Genomic DNA, 21,077 nt, shown 5'->3' with positions numbered 1-21,077 from the left:
AAAAGATTTATTTATATTTCTTTCAATACATTTTATTTTTTATGTATTTTTGTCGCTTGCTAAATTTGGATTTAATCTTAAAAATACAATGAAAGACATACATAACAAAACCTTACAAGATTTAGAATTTGACACACTTCTTTCTTTTGTTTCACAATTGTGTATCACTGATTCTGGGAAAGATAATACACTGAATATCAAACCTTTTGTAGATAGAGAACAACTCTTAATCGCTTTGCAACAAACCAACGAATATCTCTCTTCATTTGAAAATAATAATAGTATTCCATCTCATTATTTTGATTCTATTTCGACTGAAATAAAATTTTTGGCAATTGAAAATACAACCTTAGAAATAACAAGTTTTCGCAAAATAAAAACGATTTCGGAAACCGTTAATACGCATATTGCATTCTTAAAAAAATTTAACGACTACTACCCTAAGCTATTCCAGCTCTCTGAAAATGTGATTTTTACAAAAGATATTAGTACTGAAATTGATAAAATTATTGACAAATTTGGCGAAATAAAAAACAATGCTTCGCCTACATTATCTTCTATTCGAGAGCAAATTAGTAATTTAAAAGTTAAAATTAACCAAAGTTTTTCGAAAGCTTTATCTGAATATTTTACAGCCGATTACTTAGATGATATTCGCGAATCAGTTATTGAGCATCGACGAGTTTTAGCTGTCAAATCTATGTACAGACGCAAAGTAAAAGGCTCTGTATTAGGAACTTCCAAAACAGGAAGTATCGTTTTTATTGAACCACAAACAACTGAACATTATTCACGTGAATTGAATAATCTTTTGTTTGAAGAAAAAGAAGAAATCTTGAAAATTCTTCAAAATTTAACTAATTTTTTACGACCCTACGCAGAATTATTACAAAATTATCAAGCGTATTTAACTCAAATTGATACGATTTCAGCCAAAGCTCAATTTGCTCAAAAAACGAACTCTCTGTTACCAGAAATAACCCAAGAGCGCCTTTTGGAATTAAAAGATGCTTTTCACCCTTTGTTATTTTTGAACAATCAGAAAAAGGGCATCCAAACATTTGCTCAAACCATATCATTATCAGATAATTCACGTATTATTGTGATTTCAGGTCCTAATGCTGGAGGGAAAAGCATTACTCTAAAAACCATTGGATTATTGCAACTAATGCTCCAAAGCGGTATGCTTGTGCCAGTGCATCGCCTTAGCAAAATGTGCCTTTTTGAGCTAATTCTAACCGATATTGGTGACAATCAATCCATTGAAAATCACCTTAGTACATATAGTTATCGCCTCAAAAATATGAATTATTTTTTGAAAAAATGTAACGATAAAACACTTTTTCTAATTGACGAATTTGGAACAGGTTCAGACCCTGAACTTGGTGGTGCATTGGCAGAAACATTCTTGGAAGAATTTTACCATCGCAAGGCTTTTGGAGTTATTACAACCCACTATGCCAATCTGAAAATCCTTGCTGATGAACTTCCCCATACAAGCAATGCTAATATGCTTTTCAATAACAAAACGCTCGAACCTATCTATAAGCTAATTGTCGGTGAAGCTGGTAGCTCTTTTACCTTTGAGGTGGCTCAGAAAAATGGTATTCCTTTCGGGCTTATCAATCGGGCAAAAAAGAAAATTGAAACAAACAAAGTCCGCTTCGATGCTACGATTGCACGCCTGCAAAAGGAAAGAAGCATTATGGAAAAAAACTCTTCATCGCTCAAAGAAGAAGAAACCAAAGCTCGGGAAGAAGCCAAGCGATTGGAGCAACTGAATGACAAAATTCAGTCGAAACTCGTTAATTATCAAGAACTTTACGACCAAAATCAGCAGCTTATTTATTTAGGTAAAAAAGTAAATGATATTGCCGAAAGATATTTTGAAGATAAAAAAAGACGCCCACTTATTTCTGATTTTTTGAAAATTGTTGAAACAGAAAACAGCAAACGTAAAATCAAAACTAAGCAAGAGAAACAACAACAAAAAGAGTTACAAAAATCTCTTGAAAAAGAAGTTATTCAAGAAATTAGCATTATCCGTGAGCAAAAAAAAGTAGAAAAAAAGAAACAAGAACTATCAGAGAAAAAAGAAAAACTACAACAACAACGAGCTCTAAAAATAGGCGATAGAGTACGAATAAAAGAAAGTAAATCTATCGGGACAATTGACAAAATAGAAAAACAAAAAGCTGTTATCAACTACGGACTTTTCACAACAATGGTTGATATCTCTCAATTAGAATTTGTAGGAAAATAAATTCTATCTAAAAGTTTTTCACTTCTATTGACTGGCAAATAAAAAAACTAAACCTCAAAATGAGATTTAGTTTTTCAAAAAAATTTAAAATCAAAAAATTATGAAACTTCTATTTATCTATTGAGCCAACAACACGCTTCATAAACGTATTGAGTGCTTCTTTCTGCGGAATACCTTGTTTTATCATTGTATCAACTTCAATAGCTCCATAAAAATTGGATAACAATTCACCAATAACATCAAGCTCTTCATCTTTCAAATTATCACACTCTATCAAGTTTTCGAGTGTTTCAATAGTTTCAATGATATAATCTTGGTCATTATCCGCAATAAATTGCGTAATATGCTTAATTAGCGGTAATTTCATCAATAAATTGTTTTAACGATTCTGCTTTATTTGTTTGTACTTGACATACAAGTGCTCCATTTCTGAAAGCTGCAAATGTTGGCAAGTTATCGACCTTAGCTAACTGGCGCGATTGAGGAAATTTTTCAGCATCTATATAATAAAATTTTGCAGTTGTTATTTCAGAAGCGAATTTTTTAAATTTTGGCTTCATTATTTTACAATTTCCACACCAACCTGCTCCGTATTGAACAAAAATAATATCATTTGAAGCAACAATTTCTTGCAAATTGTCTTGTTGTAATTCTTCCATACTTAGTGTGTTTTTAAATAATTAGCCACTCCATTTCTATCGGCATTCATCGCATCTTTACCTTCTTCCCAGTTAGCAGGGCATACTTCTCCGTGCTTTTGCACATGAGTATAGGCATCAATCAGGCGAAGATATTCTTTTACATTACGTCCAAGAGGCATATCATTGATACTTTCATGGAAAACTTTTCCTGTTTCATCAATTAGATAAGTGGCTCGATAGGTTACATCATCACCTATCAATTTGTACGTTTGTGTTGTTTCATCAAAAACTTCTTCTGAATCTAAAATTCCGAGTATCCGAGCCAAATTCCGATTGGTATCAGCTAAAATTGGATACGTAACTCCTTCTATACCTCCATTATCCTTGGTAGTATTAAGCCACGCAAAATGAACTTCGGCTGTATCGCACGATGCACCGATAACACGGGTATTACGTGCTTCAAATTCGCTAAGAGCTTCTTGAAAAGCATGTAATTCAGTGGGACAAACGAAGGTAAAATCTTTCGGATACCAAAAAAGAAGTACTTTTTTCTTTTTATTAACTGCCTCTTCAAAAACATTTATTTTGTGAGCATCTCCCATTTCGCTCATTGCATTTACATCGATGTTTGGGAATTTTTTTCCTACAAATGACATATAACTTTATTTTTTTAATTAAACTTTTATTTTCGATGCAAAATTAAAACTTTTTTCTTAGTAGAAAATCATATTTATATTGATTTATTCTATACGTAAATAGATTTTATTTATATTTTTATTTTTGAAATCATAATACTTTATAAAACATCAAATAGTAAGACGTTAGCGATTCTCACTTGGAGAAATACAAGTTTAGCTAATAATAAACTGAAATAACAAATAAATTTTAGTTACTAAAAAGTTTTTATATTTATTTCTCATATACAGATACAAATAAAAAATACTAGATAATAATATATTACTACTTTCTTTTAATTATTTACTTTCTTTTAGTAATAATTCCCAGTGCTTCAAGGTCTTGGTCGTGAGAGAAAGCAATTTTGGCATATGCTATAAACTCTCTATACTTTGGATAAAGTTCATCGAAGAATTGATTACGAATTTTTGTCGATTTCTGAGCTTGTGCGATTTCTTTTTTCTGACTTTCTTTTAGTTCGATAATTTCTGAGAGCTTATATTGTACCAACTTTAAATCTTCTTCTTTGATATTTATTGTTTGGAGTTTAGTCATAAATACTATGTTTTTAAGTAATTGCGAATAGAAATTACTAACTTGTACAAGCCAATCACCGTATGCCATTTTTCGTTTACCAGAGAAGTCTAATGAAGTTCTTGCTAACATATCTCCCTTGAAAAGTATCTTACAGAATGCTAAATGTTTGGTATATAAATCATTGATTTCTTTAAATTTTTTATCAAATTTCTGTGTTTCTACATATTGCTCTGCATATTTAGTTTTTTGATTTTGATGTAATTCTTCTAAATGAATAACTTTTAATAATAGTTCATCTAGTTTTTGAGGTGTATACCCTAATAGACTTAGTTTTTCCTGAATATTAGGTAATTTTCCATTTGAAAATGCTAATCTCATCTTCTGAATCCATTCTTCTATTGAAATTCTTTTATTTTTATTTAGAACTCGTGTATTATTTTCTCTCATAACTTAATAATTTTTATATTATACAATAAATTTACGATTATTTACAATAAAATAATTATATCAAATAGTATTTTACCAGTAATAATTCATTTATTATCTGTAAAAATTTATTTGTAATAGATAATAATTTATATTTTATTAGAATATATCAATTTGTCATCTATAGTAATTCATTTATAATCAGTAATAATTTATTTTTAATTAGTAATAACTTAATTATTTTATATAAAAATTGTTTATTACTAATTATTACTTCTATTAAATAGAAATAAACTTAAATATTTTAAATATCTATTAAGATATTTGATATAATAATAATTTATAATAGATATTTCTAATTAAATAAGTAATTCTATTTAAAATATTTATAACAATATTCGTGCCATAAATAGTAAAATTTATAAAAATAATTGTAAAATACTATTGAAAAGATAACATGTGAACCAACATTCAAACTTTATTTTTAATAAAGAACTTTTGAGCAATTTTCGGTAATTTTGTCAGATTTCAATATAAATTATATACTATTTTAAATATTTTCCCTACTTTTGTCCCCTAATTTTAAAATAATATTCGTATCATATGGCAACAGAAGGTGCAAATAATTATAGCTGCTTTTATGATGCCATTGATAGAGCAGTAATAATGGCACAAGGAGGTGAATTTGCTTTTGTTTTGTTTGCTATAGCTGATAATCAACGAATTGCTGAATTGCTCTTGAAGAACAAGGTGATGAATATTCAGCTTGTGCACTAGTTCTTAAAAATACCGATGATAAAAAAAGAATAAGCTCTGAAAAAGCGAAAATCATTCATAAAAATAATAAAAAATATGCATGTACATTTTATATCAATAGCAGGAGCCGCAATGCACAACTTAGCTTTGGCTTTACATCAAAAAGGAATATACGTTACAGGAAGTGATGATGCTATTTTTGAACCCTCACACTCACGTCTATCAAAAGCAGGATTACTCCCTGAACAATTAGGCTGGTTTCCTGAGAAAATAACTTCTGACATTGATGCAATTATTATAGGAATGCACGCCAAAAAAGATAATCCAGAGCTAATTCAAGCACAAAAATTAGGTATCAAAATATATTCTTATCCCGAATTTATCTACGAACAAAGCAAACATAAAACTCGGGTAGTTATCGCAGGAAGTCACGGAAAAACAACCATTACTTCAATGATTTTACACGTAATGAAATATCATGACAGACGAGTAGATTATCTGGTTGGAGCTCAATTGGAAGGATTTGATACAATGGTTCGTCTTACCGATGATGCTGAATTTATCGTTTTAGAAGGCGATGAATATTTGTCTTCTCCGATTGACTTACGCCCCAAAATACATTGGTATCTACCCAATATTGCGCTTATTAGTGGTATTGCTTGGGATCATATCAATGTATTTCCTTCACAAGAAAATTATCAAAAGCAGTTTGAAATCTTCATAAAACAAATTACACAAGGAGGAATTCTTATTTATAATGAAGAAGATACTATACTCAAAACGCTTGTGAAACAAACTGAAAATGCCATTCGGAAGATTCCATATTCTACTCCTGAATATATCGTTGTCGATGGACAAACCTATTTGCTAACTCCTGATGGACAAATGCCTTTGACTATTTTCGGGCAACACAATATGAATAACTTGGCAGGAGCCAAATGGGTTTGTCAGAATATGGGTATTGACCAAGAAGATTTTTACGAGGCTATTGCTACATTCAAAGGGGCTTCTAAGCGTTTAGAAAAATTAAAAGATACTCCACAACTCATTGTTTTTAAAGATTTCGCTCACGCACCAAGTAAAGTTTTTGCTACGCTTAGCGCTGTACGTGAACAATTTCCAAAACGAAACTTGATTGCTTGTTTGGAACTCTATACATATAGCAGTCTGAATCGTAATTTTTTACAACAATACAAGCACTCTTTGGATAAAGCCAATCAAGCTGTGATTCTTTACAATCGAGAAGCCTTGTCTTTGAAAGGTAATTCAGATATAAGCGAAGATGATATACGTACAGCTTTCGAACGAACTGATTTACAAATTTTCACAAACACTACTGATTTTCAAAAATTTATATATTCTTATCCGTATCAAAATGATGTCTTACTGCTGATGAGTAGTGGAAATTATGGAGATATTGATTTTTCTTTAATCGGCTAATAAAATAATAATGAAAATCTGGCGAGAATGAGAAAAAGTGTTTTTAACCTACAAGTAGCTCCTATTGAAAATTTATCAGTTGGTTTTATAGGAATTGGTGTGCGAGGAATAGAAGCCGTAAAGCGCTATATGCTGTTAGATGTTACCATTAGAACAGTTTGTGATATTGAAGAAAAATATGTTGAATTAGCAAGGCAAATCACTAAAAATCAATCAATTATTCCTATTTTTTACACGCAAACAAATGATTGGCAGAAGCTCTGTCAATTACCCGAAATTGATTTGGTTTATATTTCAACCCAATGGGATTTGCATACCGAAATGGCAATTTTTGCAATGAAACAAGGCAAACACGTAGCCATAGAAGTTCCATTAGCAATGTCCGTTTCTGATTGTTGGAAAATTATTCGTACTGCCGAAGAAACACAACGCCATTGTATGATGCTTGAAAATGCCTGTTACGACACCTTTGAGCTTATCACATTGGAACTTATCAAAAAAGGATTGTTAGGCGAGATTATCCACGGAGAGGGTGCTTACATTCACGATTTGCGACGACTGAATTTTCAGCAAAACGATCGAGATAGCTTACGTGGCGAGTGGCGCATCAAATATAGCCAATCTCATAACGGAAATCCGTACCCAACCCACGGAATAGCTCCTATTTGCCAAGCTATGAACATCTTGCGAGATGATTATTTAACGCATTTGGTTTCAATGTCTTCACTATCTTTGGGAATGAAACGTTATGCCGAAAATACTTTTGGTAAAAATTCGCCCCAAGCTCAAATACCTTTTGTAATGGGCGATATGAATACAACTTTAATCAAAACTCAAAAAGGAAAAACCATACTTTTACAACACGATATTACCAGCCCTCGCCCCTATTCTAGAAAATATTTGTTAAGTGGTACAAAAGGTTTCGTACAGAAATATCCTTCGTACGAAATAACTTTTGACCCAGAGGGAATGCAGCCTATTCCCATCGAAAAAATAAATGAACTATTTGCTGAAAATGAACCTCTTTTGATAAAAGAAACTTCATCACTCTGCCAAAAACTTCCTGAACAAAAACCAATGGACATTCGTATGGATTATCGTTTGGTTTATTGCCTAAAAAACGGATTACCTCTTGACCAAAATGTATATGATGGAGCGCTTTGGTCTTGTCTTGCTGAACTGACAGAACAATCGGTGAATAATGGTAATGCTCCCATAAATATCCCTGATTTTACACAATAATAATCTGTTCATATCCTCAAATACGAGGGTCTAACAAGCGATATAGAAAATCAACCAAAATATTTATAAAAATAAAAATAGTTGATATTACCAGAACAGCTCCCATAATTACAGGCAAGTCCAACGTGTTGAGCGCTGTTACGATTTCTTTACCAAGTCCGTTCCATCCAAAAATATATTCAATAAAAACGGCTCCTGCCAACATTCCTGCAAACCAGCCCGAAAGTGCTGTTATCACAGGATTTAAAGAATTTTTAAGTGCATGTTTGTAAATAACTTGCCAGGTTGAGAGACCTTTGGCATAAGCCGTACGTATATAATCTTGTGAGAGAACCTCCAAAAGCGAATTACGCATCAGTTGAGTAACTACTGCAAGAGGACGTATTCCCAAAGCAATCGCTGGAAGTAGTAAATTACTTATTTTCAAATATTTATCTCCCGTATAATCATCTATTTCGTATAGACTTCCGCTCATTGATAACCCCGTATAATCTCGAAGCAAAAAACCAAATATCCAAGCAAACAATATAGCACTAAAAAAAGAAGGAATGCTCATTCCTAAAGTACTGATTACCTGAATTGTTCGGTCTATCCACGTATCTTTTTGCAAAGCAGAGACAATTCCGAACAAAATACCTATTAACAAGGCTATAAAAATAGCTGTACTTGCCAAAACTAAGGTATTGGGTAAAGTTTCGGCTATAATTTGAGTTACTTTTTTTCCATTTTTCTGAAACGATTCGCGAAGATAAGGCATTTTTATTACAATATTTGTATTTTTGATTGAAAAAATAGATACTCCATTATATTTTTTTGAATTAAAAAATGTATAATCTGCTTTCTGTTTTGAATGAAATGAAATAAGCGAAAGATCGTTAAGGTAGTAAGCATATTGAGTAAGCAAAGGTTTATCAAAACCATATTTTTGTTTTACCACACGAAGTTGCTCGCTATTTTCGTTTTGGTCAAGCATCATTCTGGCAGGATCACCCGGTAATGCGTGAAATAAGAAAAAAATAGTTGTTACAACTCCCCATAGCGTTATGATTATTGTACTAAATTTTTTCAAAACTAAATTATATAATATTGATTTTTTATTATTTTTTCAATGTAATCGTTGTAAATTTTCTCTGAAAAATTTGTCCTTTTTTGCTTTTTACAAATTCTAATTCAGAGACTTTATTCTCAATATGAAACGATACTTTTCGAGCAAGTTGCATTACTTTCTGGTTATCATAAAAAGTAAATCCGTATTTAGAAAAAGGCATTTTTTTCAAAAATTCTTCTTCAATGAATGTAATACATACAAGTCCGTTAGGTTGTAATACACGATAGATTTCTGAAAGAAATTCTGCCGGATTTTCCCAAAAATAAATCGTATTCACTGAAAATATTTTATTAAAAAATAAATTTTTGAACGGAATTCGTTGCCCGTCATACAAACCAAACGAAAGATTTTGTTTTTGACTGAATTTCTCCCAAAAATTGCTGGCTTGTTGGCACATCAGAGGCGAAATTTCAAGTCCATAATACACTATGGTTTGATTTTGTTTAAAAATAAAATCAATATGGTTAGCATTGGCGTATCCGATTTCTAAAATTTTGTTTTTGGGCTGTATATCTAATTGTTTTATAGAATGAAAAATCATATTTTGATTGGTTTCACTCATCATTTGAGCTACTTCAATTCCGTTTTTGCCTTCGGGATTTTTCAGTTGCCGTGCTAATTCTTTTGTGGCTTGTTCTTTTCCCATTCTTTGAAAGCTATTATAAAAATTAAACTAATTAAAAGACCTAATATAGCTGGAAAAATAATTGATTTTGCTGTACTTCCGGCATAAATAACACTCCATATTATTTTTCCAAAAGCCATTAGAACAACAATTAATATCCCTAAAAGCCAACTTCGTTTCCAAAAAGAAACACATAAAATTACAAGTGAAATAGGTATCATTGCTGTCAATATCCATTTTTCGGCATTCCAATTATCTAAAAGCCATTTTTTTTCAAATTGTAAAAACATTTCGGCTCTTGGAGAAAATTCTTGAGGAATAGGAAACCAAAACATACTTGTAAAAATACAAAACAGCGTTATTGATATACCTAAAAAATGACGTTTATATGAAAAAAAACATAAAGGAATAATAAAAATAGGACGAATATACCAACTCCATAAGTTTTGATGTCGCTCAAAAACCCAATCCATAAAGGATGTATTCAAAAAACACATTACGACAAACAAAATTGACAAACTTAGAAATAATATGGCAAATATCGTTTTTTTCATTCAAACCAAAATCAAATAATTCCTTCCTGAATAAGATTATGCAAATGAATGATACCTTTATATATATGATGGTCTGTAACCAAAAGCTGAGTTATCTTATGATTTTCCATAAAATCAAGAGCATCAACAGCAAGTACCTGACTATCAATCGTTTTAGGATTATGAGTCATTATATCTTTGGCTTTCAAGTCTTTAATATCATCATATTTGTTAAGCATACGACGAATATCTCCATCAGTGATAATTCCCACAATAGACTGATTATCAATCACTGCGGTAACTCCTAACATTTTTTTAGAAATTTCAACAATTACCTGTCGAATATCTGCCTCGGGACTTACTTGTGGAATTTCATTTTTGGCAATCACATCGGCTACTTTCAAATATAGTTTTTTGCCCAAAGCACCTCCGGGGTGATATTTGGCAAAATCACCACTTTTGAAATGTTTCATTTCCATTAGACAAACAGCCAATGCATCACCCAAAGCTAACTGAGCCGTTGTACTTGTGGTTGGCGCCAAATTGTTGGGGCAAGCCTCACGTTCAACATACGCATTGAGAATAAAATCAGCTTGCTGACCTAAGAATGATTCTTTGTTTGCCGTAATAGCAATCAGTTTATTTCCTTCTCGTTTAAGCAAGGGGACTAAGGCTTTTATTTCGGGAGTATTTCCACTCTTAGAAATACAAATAATAACATCTCGCTCTTGAATAATCCCTAAATCTCCATGAATGGCATCGGCAGCGTGCATAAAAATAGCAGGCGTACCTGTTGAATTGAGTGTTGCAACAATTTTTTGAGCTATAATGGCACTCTTTCCTATACCTGTTATTATAACTCGCCCTTGTGATTCGATGATACTTTCAATAGATTTAACAAAATTTATATCTAATAAATATGTTAATTTTTGAATAGCATCAGCCTCCATTTGAAGCGTTTTTCGGGCAATTTCAAGAATTTTCTCATTTTTTTTCATTTTTTCTTGCAATAAATTTGATTAGTTATTATTTTTGTGCTACTTTTGAAGTGCAAAAATAGACAAAATTTAGGATAAATACCAATATGAGTACATCAAAAATTGATTTACAGAAATCATTAAAACAAGTTTTTGGGTTTGATTCCTTTAAAGGAAAACAAGAAGAAATAATTGAAAGTATCATTGAAAACACTGATACATTCGTAATAATGCCTACTGGTGGCGGAAAATCACTATGTTATCAACTTCCTGCTCTGGTTAAGGAAGGAACAGCTATTGTCATTTCTCCTTTAATTGCTTTGATGAAAAATCAGGTTGATGCCATTCGAGGAATTTCTTCGTCAGATAGCGTGGCTCATGTACTGAATTCATCATTGAGCAAAAGTGAAATACGTACCGTGATTGATGACATAAAAAAACAAGAAACCAAACTCTTGTATGTAGCCCCCGAATCACTTATCAAAGATGAATACGTAAGTTTTCTTAAAGATATTAAAATCTCGTTCGTGGCTGTTGATGAAGCCCATTGTATTTCGGAATGGGGACACGATTTTCGTCCAGAATACCGAAATATCAAAGCCATAATTGAACGATTGGGTAAAAATATTCCTGTAATTGCTCTTACAGCAACAGCAACTCCCAAGGTACAAGAAGATATCTTGAAAAACCTCAGTATGCCCAATGCAAATGTTTTTAAATCGTCTTTCAATCGCCCAAATTTGTATTATGAAGTTCGTCCAAAAACAAAAAATGTAGATGCCGATATTATCCGTTTTGTAAAACAACACACTGGTAAGTCTGGAATTATTTATTGTTTAAGTCGGAAAAAAGTTGAAGAACTTGCCCAAACCTTGCAAGTAAATGGTATTACCGCTGTACCCTATCACGCTGGACTTGATGCCAAAACACGTGCCAAGCATCAAGATATGTTTCTGATGGAAGAAGTCGATGTTGTGGTGGCTACTATTGCTTTTGGTATGGGAATTGATAAACCCGATGTACGTTTTGTAATTCATCACGATATCCCCAAAAGTATTGAGAGTTATTACCAAGAGACAGGACGCGCAGGTCGAGATGGTGGCGAAGGACATTGCCTTGCTTTCTATTCATATAAAGATGTTGAAAAATTAGAAAAATTTATGGTTGGAAAGCCCATTGCCGAGCAAGAAATCGGACATGCTCTTTTGCAAGATATTGTAGCATATGCTGAAACTTCTAGTTCGCGCCGAAAATTTATTCTACACTATTTCGGAGAAGAATTTGATGAAATCAATGGTGAAGGAGCTGATATGGATGATAACATTCGACATCCAAAACCTAAGGTAGAAGCTAAAAAAGAAGTTTTAAAACTTCTCAAACTTATTGATGAAACTAAACAAAAGTATAAAACGAAAGAATTAGTTAATATTCTCACAGGAAAAGTATCTGCCTTAATTAAAGCGAATAAAATTGATGACCTCCCTATTTTTGGAAGCGGTAGCGAACACGAAGCTCCTTATTGGACAGCGCTTGTCAGACAAGTTATGGTCAATGGACTTATTCGTAAAGATATAGAAACCTATGGAGTAATGTTTCTAACAGACAAAGGAAAAGATTTCATCAAAAAACCATACTCATTTATGATGAGTGAAGATCATACTTTTGAAGAAGATTATGAAGAAAAAATAACAACAAATGTGGCAGTTATGGACGAAGTTCTTCTTAAAATGCTCAAAGACCTTCGCAAGAAAGTAGCAAAAGATAAAGGTGTACCGCCATTTGTTGTTTTTCAAGACCCGTCTTTGGAAGATATGTCGCTCAAATATCCTATTACGTATGAAGAACTAGCCAATGTTTTCGGTGTGGGAGAAGGAAAAGCAAAAAAATATGGCAAAGATTTTATCGCTCTAATTGCTCAATATGTAGACGAAAACGATATTATTCGTCCTGAAGATTTAATTGTTAAAACCACAGGAGCCAATTCGTCATTAAAACTATACGTAATACAAAGCGTTGATAGAAAACTTCCGCTACCTGATATTGCTGCTGCCAAAGGACTTACGATGGACGATTTGCTCAAAGAATTGGAACAAATCGTATATAGTGGAACTAAACTCAATATTGATTATTGGGTCGATGAAATGTTCGATGAAGACCAGCAAGAAGAACTTCACGAATATTTTCTCGAAGCCGAAACAGATAAAATATCAGTAGCTTCACAAGAATTTGGTGGTGATTATGACGATGATGAATTACGTTTGTATCGAATCAAATTTATCAGTGAAATGGCTAATTAAATATAAATTTTTGTATTTTTAATTCATTATTTTAAATAAACTTCTTATCTTTGTATCAAATTATTAAATAATATCAAATATGAGTAATGAAATTACACAAACCAATCAAAAACCCGAAAACAAAAAGGTAGTTGCTGGAATACTTGCTCTTTTACTTGGAGGTTTCGGTGTTCATAAATTTTATCTTGGATACACCAACGAAGGAATTATTCAGCTTGTACTGACATTTGTCTCTTGTGGAATAGCGTCTTTTATTCCTTTTATAGAAGGAATTATCTACCTTACCAAGTTAGATGAAGATTTTTACAACACATACCAAGTAAATAAAAGAGGTTGGTTTTAAAATGAAAAGAATGTTTCTCTTGTAAGAGAAACATTCTTTTATACATCTATTTTTACTCATATCCAACCGAAATACTCCATTATTAGTATTGTATAAGGAGCTAATAGAGCAGTAAATACACCATTAAAAATAAGTCCTAAACTTGCAAAAGTGGCGTGTTTTTCACTCAAACGCATCGCTGTTATAATACCCATTCCGTGTGCAGCAGCCCCCAGAGAAACACTTTTACCAATGGGGCTTTGTATTTTGAATAGTTGTAAAATTTTCAATCCGAAAAGTGTTCCTATAATACCTGTTATGATAACAACTGCCGCTGTAAGAGCAGACTCCCCTCCTATTGTTTGAGAAACTTCGATTGCTATAGGAGTTGTAACCGACTTAGGAGCTAATGAAAGAACTATTTGTTTATCTGCACCTAACCACTTGGCTATCAGACACACAGATACAATTCCTACAAGACTTCCGGCAAACTGAGAAGCTAATAAAGGTATAAGTTGTTTTTTTATTTTTTCAAGTTGAATATACAAAGGAACTCCCAAGGCTACAATTGAAGGTTTTAACCAAAGTTCTATAAAAATTCCTGACTCAGCATAAGTCTCATACGAAATATTGAAAACCAAAAGATACCCTATAAGTACAGACATCGTAATAATTATAGGACTGAGTAATGCTGATTTAAAACGGATTTGCAAACGCATACTTGCATAATAAACTGCAAACGTAATAGCTAATAAAACCAACGGACTACTAAGAAACTCTTTCATCTTTATTTTTTTTTCGTAAAACTTGATACACAATTGCTGTAATATAAATAACTAATATGGTACTGAGTACTACCGAAATGATAATTGACCAAAAATTAGCCCTAAATAAGTCGAAATATAAAATAATTTTAACACAAGGAGGAATAAAAAATAATCCCAAATTAGCTATTAAAAGGTCTGAAATACCTTTAACCCAATGTAATTTTATCCATTTCAAATGTAGAAAAAGTGTTAAAAGTAACATGCCTACCATGCTTGAAGGAAATTGTATTTTTGTAAGGAAAATCAATAGTTCCCCGAGAGCTAAACAGCCAAAAATAACGGCACAATATCGTATCATTTTTTAATATTTGAATAATATTGCAAAGATAAATAATAATTTTTTTAAAAAAATATTTTTTTATTTGAAAAATTATGCTTAGATTTGCCCAAAATTTAGAGTATTATGGATTCAAATTTGTTTAACAATTATGTAAAAGCAATGCACCAAGAAGTGCCAGGCTTTATTTCAATTACTGTAGTTAGTACTAATGATGGTAATGCAATTGCTTATGAAGCAGCTTCGAATGTTGATAACAGACTTTCAAGTGCGTTTCAGGTAGAAATTTTACGTCAAGCTACTAAGGCATTAGGGTATGTTGAAAACTTGAATGACAAAAACATCGACCGTATTGAAATTGCTCTTAAAGAGCAAATACACGTACTGTTTTCTTCAAGTAATCGTCAGTTTTTAGTTCATCTTATCTTAGATGAAGCGAATTATAATATCGCTATTACTAAAATGCTTCACGCAAAATTATTCAAAGCAGTTGAAGAAAGCTATGCTGCTGCACCTGCTACTGGCGCTTCAGTAGAAGAAGGACAGCAACCAGCTGTTAGAAGACGCTTATTCTTCTAAGAAAATAATTTGAAAAATTTAAACACAACATTAGCTCGAATATCTCGGGCTTTCGTTGTTTGTTTTAATTTAAGTTTTTGATTTTATTATATACAAAATAAAAAAGATTGCTATTATAAGCAATCTTTTTTGTAATATGTTTTTATTATTATTTCGTATATGAAAGAAATCTTGAAAATATTCACATATATTTTTATATCTGAAAATTCTTTTTCACTTGTTCAACATAATCTAACTTTTCCCAAGTGAACAATTCTACTTCAAGCTCTTTTAAAGGTTCGTACGGAGAGGTAAAAATTTTTTTAACAATTCGAGGTATTCGTCCCATATGTCCATAAGCAGCCGTTTCACTATAAATAGGATTACGAAGTTTTAGTCGTTTTTCAATATCGTATGGACGCATTGGGAATATTTCTTGTATTTTTTGAGCAATTTCTCCATCAGACAATTTCACTTTGGAAGTTCCATATGTATTCACATAAATTCCTACAGGATTAGCAACACCAATAGCATAACTTACTTGTACCAAAATTTCATCAGCAACCCCTGCAGCTACTAGGTTTTTTGCAATATGTCGAGTGGCATACGCTGCACTTCTATCAACTTTGGAAGGATCTTTTCCAGAAAAAGCACCACCTCCGTGAGCTCCTTTCCCTCCGTAAGTATCTACAATAATTTTTCTACCTGTAAGTCCCGTATCTCCGTGAGGGCCTCCAATAACAAAAATACCCGTGGGATTGATATGATATACTATATTTTTATCAAAAAACTTAGCATACTGAGGATACTTTTGCATAACTCGGGGTATCAAAACTTCTATAATATCTTTTTTTATTTTTTCAAGCATTTTCGCTTCTTCATCAAAAGGATCGTGCTGGGTTGAAATGACAATCGAATGTATTCTAATTGGCTTATTATCATCAGAATATTCAAGAGTTACTTGACTTTTAGCATCAGGGCGAAGGTATGTAATTTCTTTATTTTCTCTACGAATTTCTGCTAATTCGCGAAGTAAAGTATGTGACAAATCTAATGCCAAAGGCATATAATTTTCCGTTTCGTTAGTTGCATAGCCAAACATCATACCTTGATCTCCTGCTCCCTGATCTTCAGGATTGGCTTTATCAACACCTTGATTGATATCCTGAGATTGCTCGTGAATAGCCGAAAGAATACCACACGAATTGGCTTCAAACATATATTCGCTTTTGGTATAGCCTATTTTTTTAATAACATCACGTGCTATTTGCTGAACATCAAGATAGGTTTTTGATTTTACTTCTCCAGCTAAAACTACTTGTCCTGTAGTAACGAGCGTTTCGCAAGCTACTTTCGAAGTTGAATCAAAGGCCAAAAAATTATCAATTAGTGCATCGCTTATTTGATCTGCGATTTTGTCAGGATGTCCTTCTGACACCGATTCGGAAGTGAATAAATAACTCATAATATTTAAAAAATTTATGAGGAATAAATTTGTAAAGTATTGAAAAACTTACAATTACTGGTTTAGCATTTATCGGTAATCCGATGAGGTTGCAATCAGTCAAATCTATCCTCTTGTTAAAGTGATGCAAAGGTAAAAAATATTTTTAATATAACAATGATAAATTATTTATAATAAATTGATTATTATAATTTTTTTAACTCAACAAAAAAGCTGTCTTTGTTAGACAGCTTAAAAAAATATATTTTGTATTTTAATGATGATGCTTACTTTCTTCAATAAATGGATTTTGTTTTGGTAAAAGAGGAGCTTTTGTAAGACTTGCGAATACTACATAAATGAACAATCCAAAGAAGAAAAGAACCGAACAAATCTCTGCTATTCCTATACTCCATTGATTACCTACTGTTGCTGGCATTATCATAACATAAAAATCAATATAATGTCCTATCAAAACTACAAATCCTACCAAAGAAACTACAAAACCTTTACGTTTCATATCCGAATCAACCAAAACAAGTAACGGAAATAAGAAATTTAGTATAACCATACCAAAAAATAATAAATTATAATCTTGAATACGAGTTACATAGTAAGTCACTTCTTCTGGAATATTAGAATACCATATCAAAAGGAATTGTGAAAACCACAAGTAAGTCCAAAAGATAGAAAATCCGAACATATATTTTGCCAAATCGTGCAAATGGCTACTATTAACATATTCTAAATATCCTTGTCTTTTCAAATAGAGTGTTATCATAATAATAACTGCCATAGCAGAAGTTATCATACTTGCAAATACGTACCACCCAAAAAGTGTACTAAACCAGTGAGGATCAACACTCATTATCCAATCCCAAGACATCATAGATTCTGACACTAAAAAGAATACTAAAAAAGCCGCTGTCCATTTAAAATTCTTTACAAACGGACGATTATCTTGCGAAGTGTCTTGTTGAATTGAAAGTTTACGAGAAATATATCGATAGCCTATCCAACCTATTAAATAAAAAGCTGCTCTGATTAAAAAAAATGGTACATTCAAATACCCTTGCTTTCCTTGTAACAATTTATCAGTAACTACTACTTTATCATCCATCCAAACAAACAAATGATTGAAGTGCAATGCTGATAAGACAAGCAATACAAAGAAGATAATTCCCCCAGGAAGTATATATGCTGTAATTCCTTCCATCACTCGGAACAAAACTGGTGACCATCCTGCTTGAGATGCTATGTTAATTGCATAAAAAGCTAATGTCCCTAATGAAATCAATAAAAAGAATAACGCTGCTACATAAAATGCCGTCCAAGGTTTATTCTGCAACTGATGTAATATATGTTCATAGTGATTATCTGAATGATGATGTAAATGTGTATCAGTTGTAACCTGTGAATGGTGGGTATGATGGTCTGATTTATCTTGCAGTGCTATAATTATTTTAACTTCCTCTACATTTTTTGGTGTGCTAAGAAAGCTATATCCCACTCCAAGAACACCCACAATCATACAAATTATTGCTACTAATTTAATTTTGCCAGTAAATGTATACATAACTAATTTTTCTTGGAATTATTGATTAACTTTTCTCTTAATTGTTCAACATATAAAGCCACTTGCCAACGCTCTTGTTCTGTAATTTGTGAAGCGTATGACCCCATTGTATTACGACCGTAATACATTACATGATAAATACTCCCTTGTGTAATTTGTCGGTCTTTAAAACTAGGAATTCCTAAGATTTTTTCACGTTTTGCTAAATTTCCTTGTCCATCTCCATCAGAGCCGTGACATATCATACAATAAATATTATAAAGTCCTGCTCCTATTTGTAAATTCTCCTTCATAGCCAAAGAATCAGCTTTTAGTGGATTATGAAAGTTCTCTTTAGCTTGTTCGTATCCATCATTAGTATTTTCATACAAGTAAGGCATCCAACCTCTTCTAATTGTCTTATCTGCGGGAAGTTGTGCTTCCATTCCATTTGGAAATACCTCTTGAGGTGCTGGGTAATAAGTCTCATAGCCCACAGGTTCATACATATCAGTACTTGCCATAAATTGATAGTTGGGCTTTTCTTTGTTAAAACACGAGGTTAGTAAAAATCCACTTGCAAAAAGGAATGATATTTTTATTATATTTCTCATATCTTTTCTAAATTATTTTTCGGCTATTTTTACCTCAACAGCCCCAGTTGTTCTTAAAAAATTCATCAGTTCGATAGAATCTCCTTGCAAGGCAACTTCCATCAAGAAATGGTCATCGGTAGTTCTTACATCAGGATTTTCAGCTTTTTTATGAGGCCACAATTTACTTCTCAAAAAGAAACTAATGACCATAAGATGTGCAGCAAAAAATACTGTCAATTCAAACATAATAGGCACAAAAGAAGGCATATTCTGAATGAATGTAAAACTCGGTTTTCCTCCAATGTCTCTTGGCCAATCTTCTATCATTATGTAATTCATCATAAGAGTTGCCACACAAAGCCCAATGCACCCGTACACGAACGAAGCAATTGCCAATCGTGTGTTTTTCAAGCCCATAGCTTTATCCAATCCGTGTACTGGAAATGGTGTATAAACTTCTTTTATCTGATGATTAGCTGCACGTACTTTTTTGACAGCATCCATTAGAATATCATCATCATTATATAGTGCTTGTATTATTTTATTATTCATATTTTAGTGATGATTTTCGGCATTAGTATCTCTTAATTTTTTATATTTTTCTCCTGATGATTTCAGAATTGATTTTACCTCTGCTTGGGCAATTACAGGGAATGTACGAGAGTATAACAAAAACAATACGAAAAAGAACCCTATCGTTCCTGTATAAATTCCAATATCGACAAAAGTTGGTGAGAACATCGTCCAAGATGAAGGCAAATAGTCGCGGTGCAATGAGGTTACGATAATCACAAAACGCTCAAACCACATTCCTATATTAACCACAATAGAAATAATGAATGAGAACATTATACTTCTACGCAATCTTTTAAACCACATAAATTGAGGAGAAAATACATTACAAGTCATCATAAGCCAATATGCCCAAGCATAGGGACCTGTGGCACGATTCAAGAAAGCATATTGCTCATACTCAACTCCCGAATACCACGCTACAAAAAGTTCTGTAATATAAGCACAACCTACAATGGATCCCGTAATCATAATTACAATATTCATCAATTCTATATGTTGAAGTGTAATATAATTTTCAAGATTTGAGACTTTTCTCATTATAATAAGCAAAGTATTCACCATCGCAAAACCTGAAAAAATAGCACCCGCAACAAAGTATGGAGGAAAAATTGTCGTATGCCAACCTGGAATTACCGAAGTGGCAAAGTCGAAAGATACAATTGTGTGTACTGAAAGCACCAAAGGAGTTGCTAATCCTGCTAAAACAAGCGAAACTTCTTCAAATCGTTGCCAATCTTTGGCTCTTCCACTCCAACCAAAACTCAATAGACTATATATTTTCTTTTGAAAAGGTTTTACAGCTCTATCACGAAGCATCGCAAAGTCTGGTAAAAGTCCTGTCCACCAGAAAACTAACGATACCGATAGATAAGTCGAAATTGCAAATACATCCCACAATAGTGGCGAGTTAAAATTCACCCACAACGATCCAAATTGATTTGGTATTGGGAGTGTCCAGTATGCTAACCATGGACGCCCCATATGGATAATCGGGAATAAACCTGCTTGAACAACCGAGAAAATTGTCATAGCTTCTGCTGATCGGTTAATCGCCATTCTCCATTTTTGTCGAAATAACAACAATACTGCTGAAATAAGCGTTCCTGCGTGTCCGATACCTACCCACCATACAAAGTTAGTAATATCCCATGCCCAACCTACAGTTTTATTAAGTCCCCAAACTCCAATTCCTGTAGAAACGGTATATATCATACACAATAATCCCCACAGAAAAGACACAAGAGCTATCGAAAATACTATCCACCACAATTTATTAGCTTTTCCTTCCACAGGGCGAGCTACATCGACTGTTATATCGTGGTAGTTTTTGTTTCCTACAATTAACGGATTTCGTATAGGTGCTTCGTAATGCGATGCCATATATCTATAAATTTATCTTTTT

The 21,077-nt window shown here is 32.5% G+C and carries 22 protein-coding genes; 7 read left to right on the top strand and 15 right to left on the bottom strand.

The window, feature by feature from the left end:
* Positions 1-88: 88 nt before the first annotated feature.
* Positions 89-2,263, top strand: coding sequence for an endonuclease MutS2 (locus tag OO775_RS03795; RefSeq protein WP_422851671.1), 2,175 nt, complete (start codon positions 89-91; stop codon positions 2,261-2,263).
* A gap of 109 nt (positions 2,264-2,372) precedes the next feature.
* Here the strand turns inward: OO775_RS03795 and OO775_RS03790 are convergent, their stop codons facing one another.
* From OO775_RS03790 to OO775_RS03775, 4 genes are all read right to left on the bottom strand, one after another.
* Positions 2,373-2,630 (bottom strand): DUF6952 family protein, encoded by a 258-nt coding sequence (locus tag OO775_RS03790; protein ID WP_264845683.1) that lies wholly within the window; start codon positions 2,628-2,630, stop codon positions 2,373-2,375.
* Positions 2,611-2,922, bottom strand: coding sequence for a thioredoxin family protein (locus OO775_RS03785; protein WP_264845682.1), 312 nt, complete (start codon positions 2,920-2,922; stop codon positions 2,611-2,613). Before OO775_RS03785 ends, OO775_RS03790 begins: the two co-directional genes overlap by 20 nt.
* A gap of 2 nt (positions 2,923-2,924) precedes the next feature.
* Positions 2,925-3,560 (bottom strand): peroxiredoxin, encoded by a 636-nt coding sequence (locus OO775_RS03780; RefSeq protein WP_264845681.1) that lies wholly within the window; start codon positions 3,558-3,560, stop codon positions 2,925-2,927.
* Positions 3,561-3,882: 322 nt separating this feature from the next.
* Positions 3,883-4,563, bottom strand: coding sequence for a PQLLE family protein (locus OO775_RS03775; RefSeq protein ID WP_264845680.1), 681 nt, complete (start codon positions 4,561-4,563; stop codon positions 3,883-3,885).
* Between the two features lie 582 nt (positions 4,564-5,145).
* On the opposite strand from OO775_RS03775, the gene OO775_RS03770 reads away from it, so the two are divergent.
* From OO775_RS03770 to OO775_RS03760, 3 genes are all read left to right on the top strand, one after another.
* A complete protein-coding gene (locus tag OO775_RS03770) occupies positions 5,146-5,319 on the top strand; it encodes a hypothetical protein (RefSeq protein WP_264845679.1) in 174 nt (57 codons plus the stop codon).
* Positions 5,320-5,394: 75 nt separating this feature from the next.
* Complete coding sequence (locus OO775_RS03765; protein WP_264845678.1) at positions 5,395-6,738, top strand: UDP-N-acetylmuramate--L-alanine ligase; 1,344 nt, start codon at positions 5,395-5,397, stop codon at positions 6,736-6,738.
* A 27-nt stretch (positions 6,739-6,765) separates the two neighbouring features.
* The gene (locus OO775_RS03760; RefSeq protein ID WP_264845677.1) at positions 6,766-7,980 is read left to right on the top strand and encodes a Gfo/Idh/MocA family protein; all 1,215 of its coding nucleotides are present in this window, start codon (positions 6,766-6,768) and stop codon (positions 7,978-7,980) included.
* 16 nt (positions 7,981-7,996) lie between these two features.
* Here OO775_RS03760 and OO775_RS03755 read toward each other — a convergent pair whose 3' ends face one another.
* The 4 genes from OO775_RS03755 to OO775_RS03740 form a co-directional block, all read right to left on the bottom strand.
* Positions 7,997-9,049, bottom strand: coding sequence for an ABC transporter permease (locus OO775_RS03755; RefSeq protein ID WP_264845676.1), 1,053 nt, complete (start codon positions 9,047-9,049; stop codon positions 7,997-7,999).
* A gap of 28 nt (positions 9,050-9,077) precedes the next feature.
* Positions 9,078-9,734, bottom strand: a complete 657-nt coding sequence (locus OO775_RS03750) for a class I SAM-dependent methyltransferase (protein WP_264845675.1) — start codon at positions 9,732-9,734, stop codon at positions 9,078-9,080.
* Positions 9,704-10,186 carry a hypothetical protein gene (locus OO775_RS03745; protein ID WP_264845674.1) on the bottom strand — a complete coding sequence of 161 codons (483 nt, stop codon included), beginning with the start codon at positions 10,184-10,186 and terminating at the stop codon, positions 9,704-9,706. Before OO775_RS03745 ends, OO775_RS03750 begins: the two co-directional genes overlap by 31 nt.
* A 92-nt stretch (positions 10,187-10,278) precedes the next feature.
* Positions 10,279-11,244 carry a KpsF/GutQ family sugar-phosphate isomerase gene (locus OO775_RS03740; protein ID WP_264845673.1) on the bottom strand — a complete coding sequence of 322 codons (966 nt, stop codon included), beginning with the start codon at positions 11,242-11,244 and terminating at the stop codon, positions 10,279-10,281.
* An 86-nt stretch (positions 11,245-11,330) separates the two neighbouring features.
* Between OO775_RS03740 and recQ the strand changes: the two genes are divergently transcribed.
* Together recQ and OO775_RS03730 are read left to right on the top strand one after the other, a co-directional pair.
* On the top strand, positions 11,331-13,520 hold the full coding sequence (gene recQ, locus OO775_RS03735) for a DNA helicase RecQ (RefSeq protein WP_264845672.1): 2,190 nt from the start codon (positions 11,331-11,333) through the stop codon (positions 13,518-13,520).
* 79 nt (positions 13,521-13,599) lie between these two features.
* A complete protein-coding gene (locus OO775_RS03730) occupies positions 13,600-13,863 on the top strand; it encodes a TM2 domain-containing protein (RefSeq protein WP_264845671.1) in 264 nt (87 codons plus the stop codon).
* A 56-nt stretch (positions 13,864-13,919) separates the two neighbouring features.
* Here the strand turns inward: OO775_RS03730 and OO775_RS03725 are convergent, their stop codons facing one another.
* A complete protein-coding gene (locus tag OO775_RS03725) occupies positions 13,920-14,627 on the bottom strand; it encodes an LrgB family protein (protein WP_264845670.1) in 708 nt (235 codons plus the stop codon).
* Positions 14,611-14,967, bottom strand: a complete 357-nt coding sequence (locus tag OO775_RS03720; RefSeq protein ID WP_264845669.1) for a CidA/LrgA family protein — start codon at positions 14,965-14,967, stop codon at positions 14,611-14,613. Before OO775_RS03720 ends, OO775_RS03725 begins: the two co-directional genes overlap by 17 nt.
* A 105-nt stretch (positions 14,968-15,072) precedes the next feature.
* Between OO775_RS03720 and OO775_RS03715 the strand changes: the two genes are divergently transcribed.
* Complete coding sequence (locus tag OO775_RS03715) at positions 15,073-15,525, top strand: hypothetical protein (protein ID WP_264845668.1); 453 nt, start codon at positions 15,073-15,075, stop codon at positions 15,523-15,525.
* Between the two features lie 193 nt (positions 15,526-15,718).
* Here OO775_RS03715 and metK read toward each other — a convergent pair whose 3' ends face one another.
* The 5 genes from metK to nrfD form a co-directional block, all read right to left on the bottom strand.
* Positions 15,719-16,969 (bottom strand): methionine adenosyltransferase, encoded by a 1,251-nt coding sequence (gene metK, locus OO775_RS03710; protein ID WP_264845667.1) that lies wholly within the window; start codon positions 16,967-16,969, stop codon positions 15,719-15,721.
* A 253-nt stretch (positions 16,970-17,222) separates the two neighbouring features.
* A complete protein-coding gene (locus OO775_RS03705) occupies positions 17,223-18,524 on the bottom strand; it encodes a quinol:cytochrome C oxidoreductase (RefSeq protein ID WP_264845666.1) in 1,302 nt (433 codons plus the stop codon).
* A 2-nt stretch (positions 18,525-18,526) separates the two neighbouring features.
* Positions 18,527-19,117, bottom strand: a complete 591-nt coding sequence (locus OO775_RS03700; RefSeq protein ID WP_264845665.1) for a c-type cytochrome — start codon at positions 19,115-19,117, stop codon at positions 18,527-18,529.
* 12 nt (positions 19,118-19,129) lie between these two features.
* Positions 19,130-19,651, bottom strand: coding sequence for a DUF3341 domain-containing protein (locus tag OO775_RS03695; RefSeq protein ID WP_264845664.1), 522 nt, complete (start codon positions 19,649-19,651; stop codon positions 19,130-19,132).
* A gap of 3 nt (positions 19,652-19,654) precedes the next feature.
* Positions 19,655-21,055, bottom strand: a complete 1,401-nt coding sequence (nrfD, locus tag OO775_RS03690) for an NrfD/PsrC family molybdoenzyme membrane anchor subunit (RefSeq protein WP_264845663.1) — start codon at positions 21,053-21,055, stop codon at positions 19,655-19,657.
* Positions 21,056-21,077 lie beyond the last annotated feature (22 nt).

This window comes from Capnocytophaga catalasegens (assembly GCF_026005215.1).
GTDB classification, from domain to species: domain Bacteria; phylum Bacteroidota; class Bacteroidia; order Flavobacteriales; family Flavobacteriaceae; genus Capnocytophaga; species Capnocytophaga catalasegens.
This window is presented reverse-complemented; position numbering and strand designations above follow the sequence as displayed.

What these genes read in the sequence shown, in the direction of transcription:
- OO775_RS03720 (WP_264845669.1), bottom strand. Translation starts at nt 14,967, where the DNA reads ATGATACGATATTGTGCCGTTATTTTTGGCTGTTTAGCTCTCGGGGAA.
- OO775_RS03785 (WP_264845682.1), bottom strand. Translation starts at nt 2,922, where the DNA reads ATGGAAGAATTACAACAAGACAATTTGCAAGAAATTGTTGCTTCAAAT.
- recQ (WP_264845672.1), top strand. Translation starts at nt 11,331, where the DNA reads ATGAGTACATCAAAAATTGATTTACAGAAATCATTAAAACAAGTTTTT.
- OO775_RS03725 (WP_264845670.1), bottom strand. Translation starts at nt 14,627, where the DNA reads ATGAAAGAGTTTCTTAGTAGTCCGTTGGTTTTATTAGCTATTACGTTT.
- OO775_RS03705 (WP_264845666.1), bottom strand. Translation starts at nt 18,524, where the DNA reads ATGTATACATTTACTGGCAAAATTAAATTAGTAGCAATAATTTGTATG.
- OO775_RS03795 (WP_422851671.1), top strand. Translation starts at nt 89, where the DNA reads ATGAAAGACATACATAACAAAACCTTACAAGATTTAGAATTTGACACA.
- OO775_RS03750 (WP_264845675.1), bottom strand. Translation starts at nt 9,734, where the DNA reads ATGGGAAAAGAACAAGCCACAAAAGAATTAGCACGGCAACTGAAAAAT.
- OO775_RS03790 (WP_264845683.1), bottom strand. Translation starts at nt 2,630, where the DNA reads ATGAAATTACCGCTAATTAAGCATATTACGCAATTTATTGCGGATAAT.
- OO775_RS03695 (WP_264845664.1), bottom strand. Translation starts at nt 19,651, where the DNA reads ATGAATAATAAAATAATACAAGCACTATATAATGATGATGATATTCTA.
- OO775_RS03765 (WP_264845678.1), top strand. Translation starts at nt 5,395, where the DNA reads ATGCATGTACATTTTATATCAATAGCAGGAGCCGCAATGCACAACTTA.
- OO775_RS03745 (WP_264845674.1), bottom strand. Translation starts at nt 10,186, where the DNA reads ATGGATTGGGTTTTTGAGCGACATCAAAACTTATGGAGTTGGTATATT.
- OO775_RS03700 (WP_264845665.1), bottom strand. Translation starts at nt 19,117, where the DNA reads ATGAGAAATATAATAAAAATATCATTCCTTTTTGCAAGTGGATTTTTA.
- OO775_RS03775 (WP_264845680.1), bottom strand. Translation starts at nt 4,563, where the DNA reads ATGAGAGAAAATAATACACGAGTTCTAAATAAAAATAAAAGAATTTCA.
- OO775_RS03740 (WP_264845673.1), bottom strand. Translation starts at nt 11,244, where the DNA reads ATGAAAAAAAATGAGAAAATTCTTGAAATTGCCCGAAAAACGCTTCAA.
- OO775_RS03730 (WP_264845671.1), top strand. Translation starts at nt 13,600, where the DNA reads ATGAGTAATGAAATTACACAAACCAATCAAAAACCCGAAAACAAAAAG.
- metK (WP_264845667.1), bottom strand. Translation starts at nt 16,969, where the DNA reads ATGAGTTATTTATTCACTTCCGAATCGGTGTCAGAAGGACATCCTGAC.
- nrfD (WP_264845663.1), bottom strand. Translation starts at nt 21,055, where the DNA reads ATGGCATCGCATTACGAAGCACCTATACGAAATCCGTTAATTGTAGGA.
- OO775_RS03780 (WP_264845681.1), bottom strand. Translation starts at nt 3,560, where the DNA reads ATGTCATTTGTAGGAAAAAAATTCCCAAACATCGATGTAAATGCAATG.
- OO775_RS03760 (WP_264845677.1), top strand. Translation starts at nt 6,766, where the DNA reads ATGAGAAAAAGTGTTTTTAACCTACAAGTAGCTCCTATTGAAAATTTA.
- OO775_RS03715 (WP_264845668.1), top strand. Translation starts at nt 15,073, where the DNA reads ATGGATTCAAATTTGTTTAACAATTATGTAAAAGCAATGCACCAAGAA.
- OO775_RS03770 (WP_264845679.1), top strand. Translation starts at nt 5,146, where the DNA reads ATGGCAACAGAAGGTGCAAATAATTATAGCTGCTTTTATGATGCCATT.